Origin of the sequence: Paraburkholderia caffeinitolerans (genome assembly GCF_902859945.1) — a bacterium.
Classification (GTDB): Bacteria; Pseudomonadota; Gammaproteobacteria; order Burkholderiales; family Burkholderiaceae; genus Paraburkholderia; species Paraburkholderia caffeinitolerans.
The window spans coordinates 1-20,212 of the sequence record NZ_CADIKL010000071.1 but is presented as its reverse complement, the minus strand read 5'-3'; the positions used below and the strand labels follow the sequence as shown (position 1 = coordinate 20,212).

The 20,212-nt window shown below is 62.2% G+C and carries 16 protein-coding genes and 1 pseudogene; 9 read left to right on the top strand and 8 right to left on the bottom strand.

The window, feature by feature from the left end; genetic code table 11:
- Together HV773_RS35440 and HV773_RS35435 are read right to left on the bottom strand one after the other, a co-directional pair.
- Positions 1-2,142: beta strand repeat-containing protein (locus tag HV773_RS35440; RefSeq protein ID WP_175198440.1), on the bottom strand; the 2,142-nt coding region annotated here is incomplete at its 3' end.
- 17 nt (positions 2,143-2,159) lie between these two features.
- A complete protein-coding gene (locus HV773_RS35435) occupies positions 2,160-3,098 on the bottom strand; it encodes a formylglycine-generating enzyme family protein (protein WP_175198439.1) in 939 nt (312 codons plus the stop codon).
- Positions 3,099-3,862: 764 nt separating this feature from the next.
- Here HV773_RS35435 and HV773_RS37635 point away from each other — a divergent pair.
- Positions 3,863-3,962: pseudogene (locus tag HV773_RS37635) on the top strand (carbohydrate ABC transporter permease); the annotation flags it as partial.
- 86 nt (positions 3,963-4,048) lie between these two features.
- Here HV773_RS37635 and HV773_RS35430 read toward each other — a convergent pair.
- The 3 genes from HV773_RS35430 to HV773_RS35420 all read right to left on the bottom strand — a co-directional run bounded on the left by HV773_RS35430 (position 4,049) and on the right by HV773_RS35420 (position 6,897).
- Positions 4,049-4,984 carry a formylglycine-generating enzyme family protein gene (locus HV773_RS35430; RefSeq protein WP_175198438.1) on the bottom strand — a complete coding sequence of 312 codons (936 nt, stop codon included), beginning with the start codon at positions 4,982-4,984 and terminating at the stop codon, positions 4,049-4,051.
- 877 nt (positions 4,985-5,861) lie between these two features.
- On the bottom strand, positions 5,862-6,197 hold the full coding sequence (locus tag HV773_RS35425) for a hypothetical protein (RefSeq protein WP_175198437.1): 336 nt from the start codon (positions 6,195-6,197) through the stop codon (positions 5,862-5,864).
- Between the two features lie 88 nt (positions 6,198-6,285).
- Complete coding sequence (locus tag HV773_RS35420) at positions 6,286-6,897, bottom strand: LysE family translocator (RefSeq protein WP_175198436.1); 612 nt, start codon at positions 6,895-6,897, stop codon at positions 6,286-6,288.
- A 325-nt stretch (positions 6,898-7,222) separates the two neighbouring features.
- Between HV773_RS35420 and HV773_RS35415 the strand changes: the two genes are divergently transcribed.
- From HV773_RS35415 to HV773_RS35400, 4 genes are read left to right on the top strand one after another with little or no spacing between them, the layout of a single operon-like run.
- On the top strand, positions 7,223-8,089 hold the full coding sequence (locus HV773_RS35415; RefSeq protein WP_175198435.1) for a DUF3348 domain-containing protein: 867 nt from the start codon (positions 7,223-7,225) through the stop codon (positions 8,087-8,089).
- 20 nt (positions 8,090-8,109) lie between these two features.
- On the top strand, positions 8,110-10,971 hold the full coding sequence (locus HV773_RS35410) for a DUF802 domain-containing protein (protein ID WP_175198434.1): 2,862 nt from the start codon (positions 8,110-8,112) through the stop codon (positions 10,969-10,971).
- Positions 10,968-11,633, top strand: a complete 666-nt coding sequence (locus tag HV773_RS35405; RefSeq protein ID WP_175198433.1) for an OmpA family protein — start codon at positions 10,968-10,970, stop codon at positions 11,631-11,633. The genes HV773_RS35410 and HV773_RS35405 overlap by 4 nt, the downstream gene beginning before the upstream one ends.
- A 46-nt stretch (positions 11,634-11,679) precedes the next feature.
- Positions 11,680-12,321 carry a DUF2894 domain-containing protein gene (locus HV773_RS35400; protein WP_175198441.1) on the top strand — a complete coding sequence of 214 codons (642 nt, stop codon included), beginning with the start codon at positions 11,680-11,682 and terminating at the stop codon, positions 12,319-12,321.
- A gap of 67 nt (positions 12,322-12,388) precedes the next feature.
- Here the strand turns inward: HV773_RS35400 and HV773_RS35395 are convergent, their stop codons facing one another.
- Together HV773_RS35395 and HV773_RS35390 are read right to left on the bottom strand one after the other, a co-directional pair.
- The gene (locus HV773_RS35395; RefSeq protein WP_175198432.1) at positions 12,389-13,699 is read right to left on the bottom strand and encodes an MFS transporter; all 1,311 of its coding nucleotides are present in this window, start codon (positions 13,697-13,699) and stop codon (positions 12,389-12,391) included.
- Between the two features lie 114 nt (positions 13,700-13,813).
- Positions 13,814-14,896, bottom strand: coding sequence for a tartrate dehydrogenase (locus tag HV773_RS35390; protein ID WP_175198431.1), 1,083 nt, complete (start codon positions 14,894-14,896; stop codon positions 13,814-13,816).
- Between the two features lie 118 nt (positions 14,897-15,014).
- Here HV773_RS35390 and HV773_RS35385 point away from each other — a divergent pair, with 118 nt between their 5' ends.
- Both HV773_RS35385 and HV773_RS35380 read left to right on the top strand, forming a co-directional pair.
- On the top strand, positions 15,015-15,932 hold the full coding sequence (locus HV773_RS35385; RefSeq protein ID WP_175198430.1) for a LysR family transcriptional regulator: 918 nt from the start codon (positions 15,015-15,017) through the stop codon (positions 15,930-15,932).
- A gap of 213 nt (positions 15,933-16,145) precedes the next feature.
- The gene (locus HV773_RS35380) at positions 16,146-17,258 is read left to right on the top strand and encodes a malate/lactate/ureidoglycolate dehydrogenase (protein WP_175198429.1); all 1,113 of its coding nucleotides are present in this window, start codon (positions 16,146-16,148) and stop codon (positions 17,256-17,258) included.
- 26 nt (positions 17,259-17,284) lie between these two features.
- Here HV773_RS35380 and HV773_RS35375 read toward each other — a convergent pair whose 3' ends face one another.
- Positions 17,285-18,184: a DMT family transporter gene (locus HV773_RS35375; RefSeq protein ID WP_175198428.1), complete on the bottom strand. Its 900-nt coding sequence runs from the start codon at positions 18,182-18,184 to the stop codon at positions 17,285-17,287.
- 208 nt (positions 18,185-18,392) lie between these two features.
- Between HV773_RS35375 and HV773_RS35370 the strand changes: the two genes are divergently transcribed.
- Together HV773_RS35370 and HV773_RS35365 are read left to right on the top strand one after the other, a co-directional pair.
- Positions 18,393-19,331: a helix-turn-helix domain-containing protein gene (locus tag HV773_RS35370; protein WP_175198427.1), complete on the top strand. Its 939-nt coding sequence runs from the start codon at positions 18,393-18,395 to the stop codon at positions 19,329-19,331.
- A gap of 182 nt (positions 19,332-19,513) precedes the next feature.
- Positions 19,514-20,212 (top strand): HU family DNA-binding protein (locus HV773_RS35365; RefSeq protein WP_175198426.1); only part of this gene is annotated, 699 nt, incomplete at its 3' end.

The following is a 20,212-nucleotide window of genomic DNA, read 5'->3' as shown; positions in this document are numbered from 1 at the left end:
TTCGCCGCCGGTCGTGGTGCTGAAATTGATGCGGTTCGTCTCGTAGTCGTTGGTCGCCGTGCCGATGAAATTCAGCACGTCGGTTTCCTTGCCTGCCGGGTTGTAGTCCAGCTCCGAGGTTTCGCCGCCGGTCGAGACGTTGTAGTTGATCCGGTTCGTCTCGTAGTCGTTCGTCGCCGTGCCGATGAAGTTCAGCACGTCGGTTTCCTTGCCCGCCGGGTTGTAGTCGAGTTCCGAAGTTTCGCCGCCGGTCGTGGTGCTGAAATTGATGCGGTTCGTCTCGTAGTCGTTGGTCGCCGTGCCGATGAAATTCAGCACGTCGGTTTCCTTGCCTGCCGGGTTGTAGTCCAGTTCCGAGGTCTCGCCGCCGGTCGCGACATTGAAGTTGATCTGGTCCGTCTCGTAGTTGTTGGTTGCTGCCCCCGAGAAGTACTGGATGTCGGACTTGTGGCCCGTGGCATCAAACTGAATATTCGACGTTTCTATTCCGGTAGAGTTAAAGAACTCGTCATTGGCTTCTACTCCGCCCGAGTTATAATATACTTCGTCAGTCTTTACGCCATTCGTATAGTTCAGCGCATCGACTTCCTTGCCCGTCGAAACGTTAAACTGTTCGTCCTGCGTAATCTGCCCGTTCGACGCCAGAAGATCGTAGTCGGTCTCCTGACCCGCCGTGTTGAACTTCTCGTCATACGTTTCGACGCCCGCTGAACTAAACCCAAGATAATCCGTTTCGACACCAGCACTAAACAATTCATCGGCAGTCTTTACGCCTGCTTGCGTATAGAATAGTTCCGAGCCTGACGTCATTGATATGTTGTCGGTCTGAGGACCATATACGGATATCGTATCGTTCAGACCACCTCGCACCGTGTAGCCAGAACCGCCTGAAAGAACAAGGGTGTCGCCACTTCCCGAAAGCTGAATCGTGTCGTTACCACCCGCGACAGTAGCACCAAACCCGCTGTTGACCGTAATCGTTTCGCCCGATGCGGTGACATTATCGCCGGCAGCAAAGATGCCGATCGCATTGCCGGCCCCGTTCACCGCTGTCGAGGAATTCGCGGTGTAGAGATCGAGCAGCGAACCGGTGTTGGAAACGAAGTTGACGATGTCGCCAGTGCCATAGACTCCCGTTGTGTCGTTTCCAGCGGCGTTCACCGTGATACCGTTGCCGTTAATTTCAGCACGGGAGTTGGCACTGAGATTGACCGTGCCGCTTACGCCACTGGCGAAATTCACATGGTCGTCGTTGGCCGTGGTTGCGTTCTGGCCGTTGCCACCGATCGAAATTATGCTGCCAGAACCGTTGACGTTCGCCGTATCGGCACTTCCATCAATGGTTGCACTTGCGTTTGCATTGAGGTTAATCTGAAAATTCGACACATCGGATACGATACCTTGACCACTGATCGTCTCCGTAACTGTAGTCCCATTCATCGCGAGCACTACGCTGCTTACCTGAGAACCACCACTGTTTGCCTCAACATACTGGAAGGCATTCCCGCTCAATGGTGTTTCAGTCAGCGAATCACCGCTTTGACCAGGCATGATGATTTCCAAATTGCCACTGGAGTCGTTCAAGTTCAGCAGCATATCCTCGTCTAACTGTTGCGGCGTATTTCCGATCCACTTATTGAATCCCGGCAGAAATGTGCTGTTGAACCAGTTTCCCACATCGACGGCTGTACCAACTGCCCCTACAGCCAAAGCGAAATCATTAGCATGCTCCGCGACTTCGCCCATCAAATCGGCAAGACCACTATTCTGAGTCAGTTTGGCCCATGCCCCAACAGTAGTGGCCGCAGTACCGGCAATGCTGGCAGCGTCACCCGCGATTGAGGAAAGCGCTGCTGTTTGATCGTTAATTTTCCCAGTCGCGACTGCAGTTTGATATGCAGATACCTGAATAGGCATGTCGCCCACCCCTGCCAACGTACCTAATGTCGAAGCGAAGAGCTGGTTCTTGCCCACCGTAGCTATCGCACTCGATAGCGCATTCGCGCTCGAAATCAGGCCTTGCTTCGCAGCAGAATCGTTAGGGTTAGCGTTGTATTGTTGCGCAGAGTTAACATACGTTATCCACGAATTAAAGAAAGCCCCAATGTCCTTTCCGGTTTGCACGATCTCAATTCCAGACATAAAACCATTCTCCTTGGTTAGTGCTGAATGCTTCTGGCAATACGAAACCCAAAATTACTCACGCGAGCATTAGCAGGCATCCCACTCCGGCTCGCGGACCGGACGCTAACAGGAATTCCCGCCCAGCTTGTTCCTCGTAAAGCCCTTGATTTACAGGCATCTGGGCTTGCAGATAGATTAGGCGGACTGTGATATCCGAAATTGACACAATCCCCAACCCATTGCTCCGCATTGCCTAGCATGTCGAACAATCCCCATGGATTCGGCTTGAACGAACCAACCGGCGCGGTATAGATATACCCATCGGTGCAAGGCGCATGATCTATGGTTGGATCAAGAAACCTTGCCGACTCATCACGAGCATTCTCGTATTCGCATTGATCTGGCGGGTTGTTGCCCCAGTACGCCGCCGTAACCGTGCCCGCCCTCGCTGCATACTCCCATTCGGCCTCGGTGGGTAACCTGTAGGCTATTCCCTTGTTTTTTGTCAGCTGCGAATTGAGCCAAGCAATGTATTTCTGCACGTCATTCCATGACACGCAAACAACAGGATCATTATCTGTCTGCCTGAACCCGGGATTCTGCCAGTCCGCGTTCGCATCAGTGATCCAGGTCTTTCCATCGAAAATCTCGCAACCCTTACCCCGAAATCCGGTCTCCATTGCAAAAATAGCGAACTGCCTTCTGGTCACGTCAAATTTGGCAATGGCAAACGATTTTACGTACTCTTCATGTCGTGGAGTCTCGTCGTTATACATGAAAGAATATTTCTCCTGCCCCTCGAATTCACCCTTGGTCGCACCCATCATGTATTTTCCGGCGGGAAGCACAACCATCTCGGAGCAAACATCGCAGTCCCGGAAATGGCCAAGCTGCGCAACTTGTTCCGTGCGCCCATCAGCCATCGCGGCAATGGATGCCCATGCAAGCACAGTGAGCACCAGCAGTTTTCGCATCGACCCGACGAAAATACCTATGAGCCGAATAAATAAAACTATAGGAGGAATATCACGAAATAGCCTCTCAACATACTTACGCACACATGACCTCACAATCTTTATATTCGACAGTTCGCCGCAACTGATCAAATGACGCCAATATTTTATTCTTTTCTTTTTCGCATATTGGCCGGCATTTCGATTACAGGCACCCGCCTCCCGGATTAGATGAAATTTTTCTCACCGAACCGGTAATATCATTCAAGCACCGCCCCGAATCTATCGCATCGTTGAAATCGAAAGTACTTACCCGAGGTCAAGCAAAAAATGATAATGAAAGGTGCATGAGCATCGCGCCGACGGCGCCCACTGTCATTTTTCCTTCTATTTTCTTTCGAATTTCATCAGCAGGGCGCCGCTGTATATTGCCGGGCAGCGCAACATGTAACCTTGCCCATGTTTCGCGAATCACATAGGCGAAACCATCAGGCCGTTTGTTCTTGCTGAGCGGCGACCCAGTTCTTTTCGAGAGTCATGAGACCAACCATAATTCGATATCGAGTACGGCCACCAGTCGTTGTAGATACCTGACCTGTCGACGACTTCGTACATTGCCGCACCCCCGGCTGCAAAATATCTATCGTGCAGTCTTGTAACCTTCGGTGAACCTCGCAGGCTTTCGGTTGGTGCGTTGATTCCAACAATCGCTGCGCCGGACTATCGAAGACGCATATGCCGTACGCATTAAGCTTGCCCTGGAAAAAACCATTGGAATACCGGCTTCTTCGCTCTCGATTCTCGCAGCGCTGCCTTCGGTCGCGATGTTCTCCGCACTGCAGAAGCACTTCGCGGCCGGGCTAATTGTTGGGCGCGACGAAAGGCTTGGGAGCACGAATTAAAGAAAGCCCCAATGTCCTTTCCGGTTTGAACAACACTGATTCCAGGCATCAATAACTCCTTTTCAATTATTACTTGTTGCTTCTGGCAAGACGAAACCCAATGTCACTCACCCGCATACTTGCAATCGCCCCTCCACGCATAGCAGATCGGACAGCGACAGGAATCCCCGCCCAACTTGTTCCCCGTAAGGTTCTGGACTTGCAGGCATCCGGGCTAATGGATGTATTGGGGGCGAGGTAGTACCCAACACTCACACAATCTTGAATCCATTGCTCTACATTACCCAGCATGTCAAACAATCCCCATAGATTCGGCTTGAACGAACCAACCGGCGCGGTATAGATATACCCATCGGTGCAAGACGCATGATCTATGGTCGGATCAAGAAACCTTGCCGACTCATCACGAGCATTTTCGTATTCACATTGATCTTGCGGGGTGTTGCCCCAATACGCCGCCGTAACCGTGCCCGCCCTCGCTGCATACTCCCATTCGGCCTCGGTGGGTAACCTGTAAGCTATTCCCTTGTTATTTTTCAACCTGAAATTGATCCACGCGATATATTTTTGCGCATCGTTCCACGACACACAAACGACAGGATCATTATCTGTCTGCCTGAACCCGGGATTCTGCCAGTCCGCGTTCGCATCAGTGATCCAGGTCTTTCCATCGAAAATCTCGCAACCCTTACCCCGAAATCCGGTCTCCATTGCAAAAATAGCGAACTGCCTTCTGGTCACGTCAAATTTGGCAATGGCAAACGATTTTACGTACTCTTCATGTCGTGGAGTCTCGTCGTTATACATGAAAGAATATTTCTCCTGCCCCTCGAATTCACCCTTGGTCGCACCCATCATGTATTTTCCGGCGGGAAGCACAACCATCTCGGAGCAAACATCGCAGTCCCGGAAATGGCCAAGCTGCGCAACTTGTTCCGTGCGCCCATCAGCCATCGCGGCAATGGATGCCCATGCAAGCACAGTGAGCACCAGCAGTTTTCGCATCGACCCGACGAAAATACCTATGAGCCGAATAAATAAAACTATAGGAGGAATATCACGAAATAGCCTCTCAACATACTTACGCACACATGACCTCACAATCTTTATATTCGACAGTTCGCCGCAACTGATCAAATGACGCCAATATTTTATTCTTTTCTTTTTCGCATATTGGCCGGCATTTCGATTACAGGCACCCGCCTCCCGGATTAGATGAAATTTTTCTCACCGAACCGGTAATATCATTCAAGCACCGCCCCGAATCTATCGCATCGTTGAAATCGAAAGTACTTACCCGAGGTCAAGCAAAAAATGATAATGAAAGGTGCATGAGCATCGCGCCGACGGCGCCCACTGTCATTTTTCCTTCTATTTTCTTTCGAATTTCATCAGCAGGGCGCCGCTGTATATTGCCGGGCAGCGCAACATGTAACCTTGCCCATGTTTCGCGAATCACATAGGCGAAACCATCAGGCCGTTTGTTCTTGCTGAGCGGCGACCCAGTTCTTTTCGAGAGTCATGAGACCAACCATAATTCGATATCGAGTACGGCCACCAGTCGTTGTAGATACCTGACCTGTCGACGACTTCGTACATTGCCGCACCCCCGGCTGCAAAATATCTATCGTGCAGTCTTGTAACCTTCGGTGAACCTCGCAGGCTTTCGGTTGGTGCGTTGATTCCAACAATCGCTGCGCCGGACTATCGAAGACGCATATGCCGTACGCATTAAGCTTGCCCTGGAAAAAACCATTGGAATACCGGCTTCTTCGCTCTCGATTCTCGCAGCGCTGCCTTCGGTCGCGATGTTCTCCGCACTGTAGAAGCACTTCGCGGCCGGGCTAATTGTTGGGCGCGACGAAAGGCTTGGGAGCACGAATCAGGCGCGTTGTGCGAGCGTCTTTAGAACCGACTGCACGGGTTCGAATGCGGGTGCTCCAGCGGCGAGCGCCTCGCGCGGGCACCACGGATACGGCAGCTTTAAGACCCAGTCGAGAATTGCTCCGCTCCATTGCGCCCGCAGCGTGTGCATCGCTTCGATCAGGATATGCAGCGCAGCAATGCGACCCGTGTCGCCCACCGCGCGCCATTCGTAGCGGCCAAAGCCCACGCGCGCCGCACCGCTTCCTTTCCCGGTCATGCACACGAGCCAATCGCAATCGAATGTGGAGCCCTGCTCAGGCGCAGTTTCGATCGCGCGGGCAAGCGTGGACATGCAAGGATCCGTGGGCGGGGTAATGGGTGGGACGACAGTCTAGAACGAAGAACAAGACGCCCAGCGATATCCCTACGGGGAGCGTGTACTACCTCGCCGCAATCGTCACCGCCGCCCCCGCCATGGCGATCGCGCTGCTGCGGTTCGCGGCACGCACCATGCGGCGGCTCGTGAGCAAGCGCCGCGCGCGCGTCGCGAACAGCACCCAGGCGAGATCGGTGGCGATGAGCACCGCGAGCATCGTGAGCACGAGTTCCGACCAGGCGAGCACGCCCACGCGAGAAAGATCGACCATTGTCGGCAGCAGGGCCATATAGAAAATCATGATCTTCGGATTTCCGAGTGCGACCGAGAGCCCGGCGAAAAACATGCGCACCGGCGAGCGCTTGCCCGGCAGACTATCCGCCTGCAACTCGGCGGGCGCAAACCACATCTTCCACGCGAGAAACAGCAGATACGCAACGCCCAAAAACTTGAGCACGAGAAACCCGAGCGCAAAGGTATGCGCAAGCGCCGCGAGTCCCGCAACGGCGCAGGTCAACCAGACCGCCTCGCCAATCCACATGGCAGCGAGAAATGGCAACACGTCGCGAAAGCCGCTGGTCAGCACGCGGGCCACAAGGGCCGCGACACTCGGGCCCGGCATGCCGGCCATCACAACGAGTGCCAGCGCGAATGCGCTCAGACTGGAAAGCGCCATGGAGATCTCCTCGTGCGCGAGCGGCAGCGCCCGCGCGGAGAAGCAGTTTAACGCGCGCCAATGATTCAGTCCGACGATTGCCCGGCACGGCAGGCCGGCACCGTGCCCGCTCGCCGGCGCCGGCAGAGGCCCCGCAATGCGCCCGCCTTGGAGGAATCGCCCTCTCCGCCCTAGCCCTGCCCAAACCGCACTGAGCGCCCTGAATTGCCCGCCCAGCCGTCCACCGACTGCCGCACGCGGCCCTGATAAACCACCGCCCGCGCCGCAAAACCACGATCGCCCCCGCGCCGCCGTGTAAACTGCTGCCTTTTTTGCCTCTTGTGGTATGGTCCATTCCCCGCAGCGCACCTCATTGAGCGGTCCGGCCCTTGTTCGCCTGCTAGCGCGCCTGAGCGAGGCCGAAGTGCAGGCCTCGTCGCAGTCGCTCGCGGACCGGCTGAGCCAGTGGCTCGGCTGGACCGACGCGATCGCGCTCTCGACAGTGCTTAGCGCTCCGGCAACGGCGAGCGCCGTGACGAACGGCGCGCGCACGAACGGCGAAGACGAAGCGCAGCGGTGCCTGAGCCTGCGCTCGACGCTCTCGAAGGCGATTGCGCTCGACGGCGTACTCGCGCCCGCGAAGGCGCGCCGCACCGGCGCCTATGGCCACGCGCGCGCGTTGCAACCAGCGCCGGTTCCTCAAGCACCGGTTACAGACGAAACGGACACCGACTACGCGGTCTTTCGTCAGTGCTACGTCGCGCTCCAGCAGAAGATGGAAAGCGATATCGGCGACTTGCGCGGGCGGCTGCGCAGCCGGCTCGCGGCGGTGTCGCCCGCCATGGCGAAGCTCGCGACGCTCGACGCCATCATGGAGCGCTCGCTCGCCGCGCGCGAACGCGCTCTGCTCGGCGCGGTGCCTGGCCTGCTGGGCGCGCATTTCGAGCGGCTGCGCAAGGTGGCGCGCGAAGCTGCGGCCCGCGAAGCCCAGGCCGCATCCGGTGACGCGCCAGACGCCGAAAGCGCCAGCCACGCAGGAGATGTTCAAGTTCAACCAGCGGAAGGCACAGCCACGGCACAGGCAGCGGCTCGAGCCGCGCCCGGCGCGTGGCTCGATGCGTTCCGCAAGGATGTACAGAGTGTTTTGCTCGCCGAACTCGATGTTCGGTTTCAACCGGTCGAAGGGCTGCTCGCAGCGCTTCGCGCCCACTAGCGCCCGCGAACCCAAACGCTATGTCCAGACTTCGTATCGATCTCGTTGTTTTCCTCGCCGGTCTCGCAGCAGTGTGCTGGATCGCCGCTGGCTATGCCGGCTCGAATCCGCTCGCGCTCGCGGTCACCGTGTTGATCGGCGCCTGTTATGTGGCGGGCGCGTTCGAGCTTTACCGCTACACGCAGGCCACCGCCACGCTCGCGCGCGCAGTCGGTGCCGTGGGCACTGCCCCCATGCCCGCGGCTTCGCTCGGCGACTGGCTCGATCAGCTGCATCCGAGCCTGCGCAGCGCCGTGCGCGCGCGCATCGAAGGCGAGCGCGTCTCCCTGCCCGGCCCGTCGCTCACGCCCTATCTGGTCGGCCTGCTGGTGCTGCTGGGCATGCTGGGCACGCTGCTCGGCATGGTGACGACACTGCGCGGCACCGGCGTGGCGCTCGACGGCGCCACCGATCTCGACGGCATCCGCGCCGCGCTCGCCGGTCCGATTCGCGGGCTCGGCTTCGCGTTCGGCACCTCGATCGCGGGCGTCGCGAGTTCGGCCATGCTGGGCTTGCTTTCCGCACTGTGCCGCCGCGAGCGCATCGAGACCGCCCAGCGCCTCGATGCGCTGATCGCCACCACGCTGCGCCCGTTCTCGCAAGCGCACCAGCGCGAGACGAGCTTCGCGCTCATGACGCGTCAGGCCGATGCCATGCCCAAGCTGGTCGAGCGCCTCGAAGCGATGATGACGGCCATCGAGCGCCAGGGCGCCGCGCTCGGCGAACGCCAGATCGCGAGCCAGCAGGCCTTTCTCGGCAATGCCGAGACGGCGTATGCGCGCCTCGCAACGTCGGTGGGTGAATCGCTCAAGGCGAGCGCCGCCGAAAGCGCGCGCGCCGCCGGCGCGGCGTTCGCGCCGGTCGTGGAAGCCACCATGGCGGGGCTCGCGCGCGAAAGCGCCGCGCTGCACGGCACGCTCACGCAAGCCGTGGAGCGCCAGCTCGACGGCCTCGCCTCGGGTTTCGAGGCCAACGCCACGCGCGTGGCCGGCATCTGGAGCGAAGCCCTCGTGGACCAGCGCCGTTCGGGCGAAGCACTCGCGCGCGACCTGCAAGCGGCGCTCGAGCGCTTCACCGCGACCTTTGAGGAGCGTTCGGCCAATCTGGTGCAGGACGTCGATGCGCGGCTCGCGGCGTCGGCTTCCGGTGTTTCGCAGGCGTGGCAGGATGCCCTCGCGCGCCAGGAGCGTGCCGGCGAAAAGCTCGCGGGCGACAACCAGCAAGCGCTTACCTCGGCCGCGGCGACCTTCGAGCAGCACTCGGCCGCGCTGCTGCGCGCCGTGAGCGACGCGCACGCGAATCTGCAAACGCAGCTTGTCGCGCGCGACGAGGCGCGCCTCGCAACGTGGAGCGAAACGCTCGGCGCGATGAGCGCCACGCTGCGCGACGAGTGGCGCGCGACCGGCACGCAGGCGGCGGAACACCACCAGGCCGTATGTGCGACGCTCACGCAAACCGCCGAAGCGGTCACCGCCCAGACCGAAGCGCACGCGAACAACACGCTCGCCGAAATCTCGCGCGCGGCCGTTGCGGCGGCTGCTGCATGGCAAGCGGCCAGCGCCCAGGCTGCGGAGCGTCAGCAGGCCGTGTGCGAGACGCTGAACAAGACCGCGAGCGATATGGCCGCGCACGCCAGCGCGCACACGAACAGCACGGTTGCCGAAATGACGCGCGTGGCTGAGGCTTCTTCTGCGGCGTGGCAGGCGGCCAGCACGCAGGCGGCGGAGCGCCAGCAGGTCATTTGCGATGCGCTCGCGAAAACCGCCGACGACATCTCCGCGCAAACCGAAGCGCATGCGAGCGGCACGATTGCGGAAATCGCGCGCGCTGCTGAAGCGAACGCAACGGCGTGGCAAGCGGCAAGCTCGCAGGCAGCCGAGCGCCAGCAGATCATCTGCGATGCGCTCGCGAAAACGGCCAACGACATCGCCACGCAAACCGAAGCGCACGCCAGCGGCACGATTGCGGAAATCGCGCGTGCTGCCGAAGCCAACGCAACGGCATGGCAAGCCGCAAGCGCGCAGGCAGCCGAGCGCCAGCAGATCATCTGCGATGCATTGGCGAAAACGGCCAGCGACATCGCCACGCAAACCGAAGCACATGCCAGCGGCACGATTGCGGAAATCGCGCGTGCTGCCGAGACCAACGCAACGGCATGGCAATCCGCAAGCGCGCAAGCAGCCGAGCACCAGCAAGCCACCTGCGATGCGCTCGCGAAAACCGCCAGCGACATCGCCGCGCAAACCGAAGTGCACGCCAACGGCACCATCGCCGAAATCGCACGCCTCGTCGACGCCGCATCGGAAGCGCCGCGCGTGGCCGCGGAAGTGGTCGCCGAACTGCGCCGCAAGCTCTCCGAGAGCATGGTGCAGGACACCGCGATGCTCGAAGAACGCGGCCGCCTGCTTTCCACCGTCACTACACTGCTCGACGCCGTGAACCACGCGAGCACCGAGCAGCGCACCGCCATCGACGCGCTCGTGCAAACCTCGGCGGGCCTCATGGAAAGCGTGGGCGCGCGCTTCGACCAGCAAGTTGAGACCGGCGCGCAGACGCTCGAAGGCGCGGCCGCCCAGGTCACGGGCAGCGCCGTCGAAATGGCGAGCCTCGGCGATGCGTTCGGCGCGGCCGTCCACCATTTCGGCGAGTCGAACGACAAGCTCTTGACGCAATTGCAGCGCATCGAAACCGCGCTCGACAAGTCGCTCGCGCGCAGCGACGACCAGCTCGCCTACTACGTCGCCCAGGCGAAGGAAGTGATCGACCTGAGCCTGCTTTCGCAGAAGCAGATCGTCGAGAATCTGCAACGCTTCCGCGTTCAGGCAGGGGCTGAAGCCGCATGAACGAGGAAATCGACGGCGGCGTGGAACCCACCGCGCCGGTCTGGGCCGCGTTCGGCGACTTGATGGCAGCATTGCTGGGCGCGTTCGTGCTGATTCTCGTGGGCGTGATCGGCATGCAGCTCGAAGCCTCGACGCGCCTCGCCAACGAGGTCAAGCAGCGCCAGATCGAAACGCAGCGGCGCAAGACGCTCGAGCAGGCGCTGGCCGGCCCGCTCGCGGCGGGGCGCGTGACGCTCGTGAACGGGCGCATCGGCATTAGCGGCAACGTGCTGTTCGCGCTGAACTCCGACCAGCTTCAGCCGCAAGGGCGCGAGTTGCTCAAGAGTCTCGCGGGGCCGCTGGCCGCGTATCTGCGCGACCGCGACCAGATTCTGATGGTGAGCGGTTTCGCCGACGATCAGCAGGTGCATGCGGGCAACCGCCGCTTCGCCGACAACTGGGAACTCTCCGCCCAGCGCGCGCTCACCGTGACGCGCGCGTTCATCGATGCGGGCGTGCCGGCGCAGTCGGTGTTCGCGGCGGCGTTCGGTTCGGAACAGCCCGTGAGCTCGAACGCCGACGAAGCAGGCCGCGCGAAGAATCGCCGCGTGGAGATTGCCGCGGTGCCAAGACCCACGAGCAGCGCACGAGCGCAAACCGGGGCACAGAACGGCCATGAGTGACGGCGCGCGCGAGCTCCCCTGCGAGAACGAGAACGAGCACGAGGACATGGGCGAGCACGAAGCCACGCGCGCCCGCGCCACGCTCGACGGCTGGCGCGCCCAGGGCGCGGACCGGCTCGATCCCGTGCGCTACGCGTTGATCGACGCATTGGACCGGCGCGCCAGCACGCATGCGGGCGCGGCGCGGCGCGTGCTCGATGCGCGCATCGACGGGCTGCTCGCCGACTATGCCGGCGCGATCGAACGCGCGGCATTGCACGCCGCATCGAATCCGCCCGCGCATGCGGAAAACGCGTCTCCACAAGACGCAAGTGCGCGCGGTACATCGCTCACGGCGCACATCGGCAACGCGGACCATCTCGCCCGCAGCGGGCCACCTGCAGAACTGCTCGATTACTTCCGCGAAGTGTGGTCGCACCTGAGCGCCGACCAGCAGGTGCAGCAGTCGCTCGATCAAGTGCCGAAAAATGCCGGGCCGCTCAATTCGAGCAGCCTCGTGCACCGCGCGCTGCTGCTCATGCGCGAACTTTCGCCGGGGTATCTGCGCCAGTTCCTCGCGTATGCCGACGCGCTGTCGTGGCTCGAAGACTTGAGCGCCGCCATGGCGCCCGCGCCAAAGGAAACGCCGCGTGCAAGCGCGGCGAAAGAAGGTGCGAAGAAGGGAACGCGCAAGCGCTCGCGATCGTAATCAGCAAGCGCCGATGCGCAGAACAACGGCGCGGGGCAGTTTCACCTTACCCGCGCACCGCACGATTTCAACGATGCGCCTGGGCAAGCGGCTTGGCCTCGTCGTCGCCACACTTGCGCCCGAGCACGAGCGTCACCACGGCGGAAACCGCGAGCGTCGCCGCCACCACATACAGGCCCGCGCCATAGCCGCCGGTCGTGTTCTTGAGCCAGCCGATCACCGAAGGCCCGACGAAGCCGCCCAGGTTGCCGAGCGAATTGATCATCGCGATCCCCGCCGCCGCGCCCGCGCCCGACAGGAACGCGCTCGGCATCGCCCACAGCGGCGCCTTGGCCGCGCTGATGCCCACGTTGGCGAGCACGAGCGCACCCACGATGGCGGCCGTGCCGTTCGCCCCGGCGGCCAGCACGAACCCGGCGCATGCGAGCAGGCACGGCACCACTACGTGCCACGTGCGTTCCTGGGTCCGATCCGAATGGCGCGCCCACAGCACCATCGCCACCACCGCCGCCACGCTCGGGATGCCCGTGAGCAACCCTGTCTGGAGCGGGCTGTAGCCGAACTGCTTGACGATCAGCGGCGCCCAGATGCCGAGCGTATACAGCCCTGCCGAGGTGCCGAAGTAGATCAGCGCCAGCGCCAGCACGCGCGGATTGCACAGCGCCGCCAGCACCGCGCCCGTATGGCCGTGCTGCGCGTTGCGCGCGCTCGCTTCTTCGTCCAGTTTGGCCATGAGCCAAGTCTTTTCGTCGTTGGCGAGCCACTTCGCCTTCGCCGGCGCATCGGTCAGGCAGCGCAGCACCGCGAAGCCCAGCACGACTGCCGGAATCGCTTCGAGCACGTAGAGCATTTGCCAGTCGGCGAGACCGAACATCGGCTTCATCTGCATGATTGCGCCCGAGAGCGGCGAGCCGATGGCCGTGGAGATGGGCGCGGCGGCCATGAACCACGCGGCGGCCACGGCGCGCTGGCGCGACGGGAACCACTGGCTCAGGTACAGGATGATGCCGGGAAAGAAGCCCGCTTCCGCAATGCCCAGCAAGAAGCGCAGCGTGTAGAAACTCGCAGGACCGCTAACGAATGCCGAAGCCGCGCTCACGATGCCCCACGTGACCATCACGCGCGCGATCCAGATGCGCGCACCCACGCGATGCAAGATCAAATTGGATGGCACTTCGAAGAGGAAGTAGCCGATAAAGAACAGCCCGCCGCCAAAGCCGAACGCCGCCGACGAAAGACCGATGGCCTTGTTCATCGACATCGCGGCGAAGCCCACGTTGACGCGGTCTAGAAAGCTCACGAAATACAGCAGCATCACGAACGGAATGATGCGCCACATGAGTTTCTTCGAGACTCGGGTTTCGAGTTCGGAATGCATATGTCTCCTCCTTGGAGACCGTGCCGCGCGCGAGGCGCGGGCCACGGTTTCAAAGCGGCGCGTGCGTGTGTCGTAGTGGATTCGTGTATATGGGCACGCGCCGTCTAAAGCAATTCAGGCCACAACCGCTACCTTCTCGATCAGCGCGCACACCGCATCGGTCACTTGCGCGGTAGTAGCCGTGCCGCCGAGGTCGCCCGTGTGCAGCGCCGGGTCGGCGGTCACACGCTCGATTGCAGCCATCACCTGCTGCGCGGCGGCCTGCTCGCCCAGATGTTCGAGCAGCATCACCACCGACCAGAAGGTGCCTACCGGATTCGCGAGGCCCTTGCCCATGATGTCGAACGCCGAACCGTGGATCGGCTCGAACATCGACGGATAGCGGTGCTCGGGGTCGATGTTGCCTGTGGGCGCGATGCCGAGGCTGCCCGCGAGCGCGGCGGCCAGGTCGCTCAGGATGTCCGCGTGCAGGTTGGTCGCGACGATGGTGTCGAGCGTGGCGGGACGGTTCACCATGCGAGCCGTTGCGGCATCAACGAGTTCCTTGTCCCACTTCACGTCCGGGAATTCGGCGGCGATCTGGTTGGCGATCTCGTCCCACATCACCATGGCGTGACGCTGCGCGTTGCTCTTCGTGATCACCGTGAGCAGCTTGCGCGGACGCGACTGGGCGAGACGGAACGCGAAGCGCATGATGCGCTCGACGCCGGCACGCGTGAGGATCGAGACATCGGTGGCCGCCTCGATCGGATGGCCCTGGTGCACGCGCCCGCCCACGCCCGCGTATTCACCCTCGGAGTTTTCGCGCACGATCACCCAGTTCAGGTCTTGCGGGCCGCAGCGCTTGAGCGGCGCGTCGATGCCGGGCAGGATGCGCGTCGGACGCACGTTCGCGTACTGGTCGAAGCCCTGGCAGATCTTCAGGCGCAGGCCCCACAGCGTGATGTGATCGGGCACGTCGGGGTCGCCCGCCGAGCCGAACAGGATCGCGTCCTTGTCGCGGATCTGGTCGAGGCCGTCGGCGGGCATCATCACGCCGTTGGCGCGGTAGTAGTCGGCGCCCCAATCGAAGTTCTCGAATTCGAACGCGAACGAGCGGTTCGTGCGCGCGAGCGCTTCCAGCACGGCCTTGCCCGCCGGCACGACCTCCTTGCCGATACCGTCGCCGGGAATGGTTGCGATGCGATACGTCTTCATGGTGTCCGTCTCCACGTCCTTCGATTGAATGTGGGATCGACTTTACCCAACCTGAAGCGCCGTAACCGGTGCTAGACTCAAAGCATTCTTAACTTCAATTCACAAGTGAAGGTCATTCATGAGTGAAGCCGTGCACCCCGCCGATCTCTCGTTCTTCTCCACGCTTTCGGCGGCGGGCAGCCTGAGCGCGGCGGCGCGCGAGCTGGGGCTCACCGCCGCCGCCGTGAGCAAACGCCTCACGCAGATGGAGCAGCGCGCGGGCGTGCCCCTCGTGAACCGCACCACGCGGCGCATGATGCTCACGCCCGAGGGCGAGCTGTACCTGGAGCGCGCGCGGCGCATTCTCGACGAAATCGACGAACTGGCGGAACTGCTCGGCAGCGCGAGGCAAAGCCCCAAGGGCCTCCTGCGCGTGAACGCGACGCTCGGCTTCGGGCGCAGCCACGTGGGGCCGGCCATCTCGCGCTTCGTCGCGAAACATCCGCAAGTGACGGTGCAATTGCAGCTTTCGGTCGCCCCGCCGCCGCTCACCGACGACACCTTCGACGTCTGCATCCGCTTCGGCGAGCCGCCCGATACGCGCGTGGTGGCACGCCGCCTCGCGGCCAACCGGCGTCTGCTGTGCGCGTCGCCCGCGTATCTCGCGCGGCGCGGCGTGCCCGCTACGCCGCAGGAACTCACGCGCCACAACTGCATCGGCATTCGCCAGGGCGACGAGGCTTATGGCGTCTGGCGTCTCATCGCAGGCCGTGGCGCGGCGCACAAAACCGAGGCGGTGCGCATCAACGGCAACCTCACCACCAACGACGGCGAGATCGCCGTGCGCTGGGCGCTGGAGGGGCACGGCATCCTGATGCGCGCCGAATGGGACATCGCCGAGTACCTGGCCGATGGCCGGCTCGTGCAGGTGCTGCCCGAGTACGACACGCCCAACGCGGACATCTACGCCGTGTATTTGCAGCGGCATCAGATGTCCACGCGCATTCGCGCGTTCGTCGACTTTCTCGCGCAGGAACTCGGGGCGCGCAGGGTCTGATCAGTCCGATGCGGGCTACACCGGCTTGACCGCTGCCCGGCACTGGTCTAGTTTTGTCTGACCATATCCTGCTGACAGGCTGGACGCCGCGAGCCACCTGCCGCTCGTGGGCCGCGTGGCGCCGCTGCGCGCGCCAGATGAGCAAGCGCTCGCGGGCATTGCGCTTGCTTCGAGCACTTGCCGCCCATTCCGTTCTCTCCAGCACCCGACGCCATGCCCGAATCGAATCTCGCTCCGTACTCCGAAGTTCTCGTCGACTTGCAGTCGCTGCACGCCTTCGTGGTCGCCATCTGGCAAGCGGCGGGCAGCGAGGCGCGCGAGGCACAGCTCGTCGCCGATCACCTGGTAGCCGCCAATCTCGCGGGCCACGACTCGCACGGCGTGGGCATGATTCCGCGTTATATGCACGCATGCCGCGAAGGCGAGCTCAAGCTCAACGGCCACGCCGAACTCGTGCGCGACGCCGGCGCCGTGCTCACGCTCGATGGCGGCCACTCGTTCGGCCAGGTGGTTGCTTACGAAACCATCGAGCGCGGCATCGCGCGCACGAAGGAACTGGGCATCTGCGCGCTCGGGCTGCGCAACGCGCACCATATCGGCCGCATTGGTCACTGGGCCGAGCAATGCGCACAGGCGGGACTCGTCTCGTTCCATTTCGTGAACGTGGCGGGTGACCCGCTCGTTGCGCCGTTTGGCGGCATCGACCGGCGCTTCGGCACCAATCCGTTTTGCGCGGCCTTTCCGCGCCCGGGCCGCCCGCCGCTCGTGCTCGACTTCGCCACCAGCGCGATTGCCGCGGGCAAGGTGCGCGTCGCATTCAACAAAGGAGTCGAAACGCCCGCCGGGGCACTGATCGATTACGACGGCACGCCCACGCGAGACCCCGGCGCACTCTTTAGCGAGTGCCAGCACGGCGCGCTGCTCGCCTTCGGCGGCGCGGTGGCCGGACACAAGGGCTCAGGGCTCGCCGCGATGTGCGAGATTTTCGCGGGCGCGCTTACCGGCGGGTTTACTTCGCATGCCGAAACACTGGTGACCACTCACGCCATCGTCAACGGCATGTTCTCGGTGATCGTGAATCCCCACGCCTTTGATGCGCCCGCGCGCGACCAACAGGCCGACGCGTTTGTCGACTGGCTCAAGGCCTCGCGCCTCGAAGCCGGCGTCGACGAGATCCTGCTGCCCGGCGAGCGCGAGGACGCCACGCGCCGCGTGCGCGGCGCGAGCGGCATTCCGGTCGACAAGGAAAGCTGGGCGCAGATCTTGGACGCGGCGCGCGCGGCGGGCATGAGTGACGCGGCGATCCGCCCGTTCCTGCCGCGTTAGCCCGGGGGCCGCGCCGCACGATAATCTCAAGAAGCCGGCGCGCGACGCACGAATACGCGGCGCGTGAGATCGAATGCGACGAGGTTGCCCGAAACCACCAGCAGCAGCCCCACGACGGTGAGCCAGGTCCAGCGGTAGCCTTCAAAGAGCGTCGATATCGCGAGCGCCACGATCGGGAACAGGACCGTGCAATAGGCGGCCCGCTCGGGACCGATACGCCCGACCAGCATCAGATACGCGGTAAAACCGATCACCGAGCCCGCCACCGCGAGCCAGGCGAGCGCCCCGAGATAACGCGCATCGAGCTCGATCGTGAACGGCAACCCAGCTAGCGCGCTGCCCACCAGCAGCACCGCGGTGCCGATCAGCATGGCCCAGCCGTTCGTGACGAGCGGATGCAGGCCCATCGATTGCATGCGGCTCGACAGCAGATTCCCAGCCGAAAAACACTGCGTGCCGAGGAACGCCACGGCAAGCCCCAGCCAGGCGGCCTGATCGCCGATATGACCGGCCATCTGCTGGACGAACAGGCACACGATGCCGATGAGACCCAGCACGGCCCCGCCCACCGCTGCGGGCTGCAATGGCCGGCCCATGAAGAGACGGCCATTGATTGAATTGAGCAGCGGCGCCGTCGAAAACACCACGGCCACGAGACCGCTCGGCACGATGTCCTCGGCGTAGTAGAAGCACAGAAAATTGAGGCAGAAGAGTGCCAGGCCCTGAGCCACCAGATAACGCCAGGCCGCTCGCGGCGGCCAGACGGGCCGACGCATGAAGCGCAGCAGCGCGAACATCAGGAGCGCCGCAATGCCGAAGCGCCACGCGATGGAAACGGGTGCGGGCACAACACCAAGCTGCCACTTGATGGCAATCCAGGTGGTTCCCCAGATCAGCACGGTGAGCGCGTAAAGAAGAAGATTCATGGCTGGCAATGAATGGGATTCAATGCTCCAACTATGGCGCGCAGCCGCGGCGTGCGCTTGTCCAGGATTGCGCATTTGTTGCCGGTGGCCCGCGCGGGACGGGGCCGGAGCGTATACTGAAAACGGCTTAAAGCTCGCTAGAGACTCGCTCGTTGTAATCACCCCGTAATCACACTTCACCACCGCCAAGTCGCCTGCTCGCCGAACCATGGACGTTCCTTCGTCGCCTCCCGTGCTCGACCTCGCCAGCACGCCGTTCGGGCTGCATTCGGTGTGCCGCACGTTAAGCGCCGCGAACGCAACGCTGGAGCGGTTCGCATGGCTCGGCGACCAACTCGCGGTGGCAGTCTGGACCCGCGAAACGCGCGAAGCCGAGACAGTCTACGAGCAGCCGGGCCATCACACGCTGTCGTGCTATCTCGACGGCGGCTACCGCACCGAGCGGCAGAAGCTACCAGGCGTTTATGGCGCGCCGAGCCGGCTCTGCGCGCTGCCGGGCGATCACGAATCGCGCTGGTGGGTGCGCGGCCACATGCATTTCATGCACCTCTATTTTCTGCCCGGGCATTTCACACGACGCGCCATTCGCGAACTCGACCGGGAACCGCGCGAGCTTACGCTCGCGGACCGCACGTATTTCGAGGACGAGCGTATTGCCGCGCTTTGCCAGACGCTCGCCGGTGAGGACTGGGCCAATCCGGAGGGGCTGCTGCGCAGCAATGAAACGGCCCACGAAGTGCTGAGCCTGCTGCTGCGCAGCCAGGGCGTGCGCCGTCCGGATGCCGCGCTCAAGGGCGGCCTTTCGGTGGCCACGCGGCGGCGTCTGCGCGATTACATCGACGCCCATCTCGACGAGCCCTTGACGCTGGGCACACTGGCCGAAGTCGCCTGCCTTTCCGAATACCACCTGGCGCGTATGTTCCGCGCTTCGTTCGGGCAGCCGCCGCACGCATGGATTGCGGCGCAGCGGCTCGAACGGGCTCGCGCGTTGTTGCGCACGACCGGCCTGCCGCTCGCGCAGATTGCGAGCGCGTGCGGCTACGCGAATGCAAGCCACTTCAGCCATCGCTTTCGCGATGCGTTCGGCGCCGCGCCCAATGTGTATCGGCAAGCGCTCCGTACCGGCGGGATGGCGGTTCAAGCCTGACCACAGCTGGCGAAAACAGCCCTATGGAACGCACGCGCCACTAGCGCTCTTGCCCGGTCCTGTTCGCCATACAATGTTGGGCAGCGCACATAGACCTGAATCCTGCTGCGATAAAAACCATCGAGACAAACCGGGCGGCTTAGCGTTGGCGCCACAATCTGTTCGAATCTCACGCCAAAAAGATGGAACCGAAAAAAATAATCGCTGCGCATGAAATCACCCGGCATGCTGCCGCTCTGGCCGGCCTTTCGGAGTACGCGACTGAATCCGCCTTGGCATTTCTGGTGCGCACGATGCTCGAGGCAATCGCTCGCGGCACGCCCGTGGTGCTGGTGGGGATCGGCACATTTTCCCGAGACCCCTATCTGCTGACCCCGGCGAGTGGACGCTATGGGACAATCGTCGAAACGGCTGATGGCGTATTTTTCAGGGCCTCTCTCGCTCTTGACGAATCCAACCCGCGATTCACTCCGCATCGGCGACCCCATGGCCTTTTGCGAGCGCTCAAGCGGTTCGAGCCGGTGCCAGGGAAAGCAGAGCTGGTGATGCAGCTTGCCGATGAGTTCGATCTGGAACTGCTTGAAGCAAGGCACGCATTGAACAGCGTGACCGACGCGGTGTGGCTCGCACTACTCGCGGGTGACGACGTGCGCCTTGGAGGGCTCGGCACGCTCTCGCGCTGGCCGCAGTCTCCCGATTATGAAGCTCCTGCCATGCGAGATGAAGCGCCCGGACCCACGATTGATCGCAGTAGAGACTATCTGGGCTTTCAGCAACAGCAACAGCAACAGCAACAGCAACAGCAACAGCAACAGCAACAGCAACAGCAACAGCAACAGCAACAGCAACAGCAACAGCAACAGCAACAGCAACAGCAACAG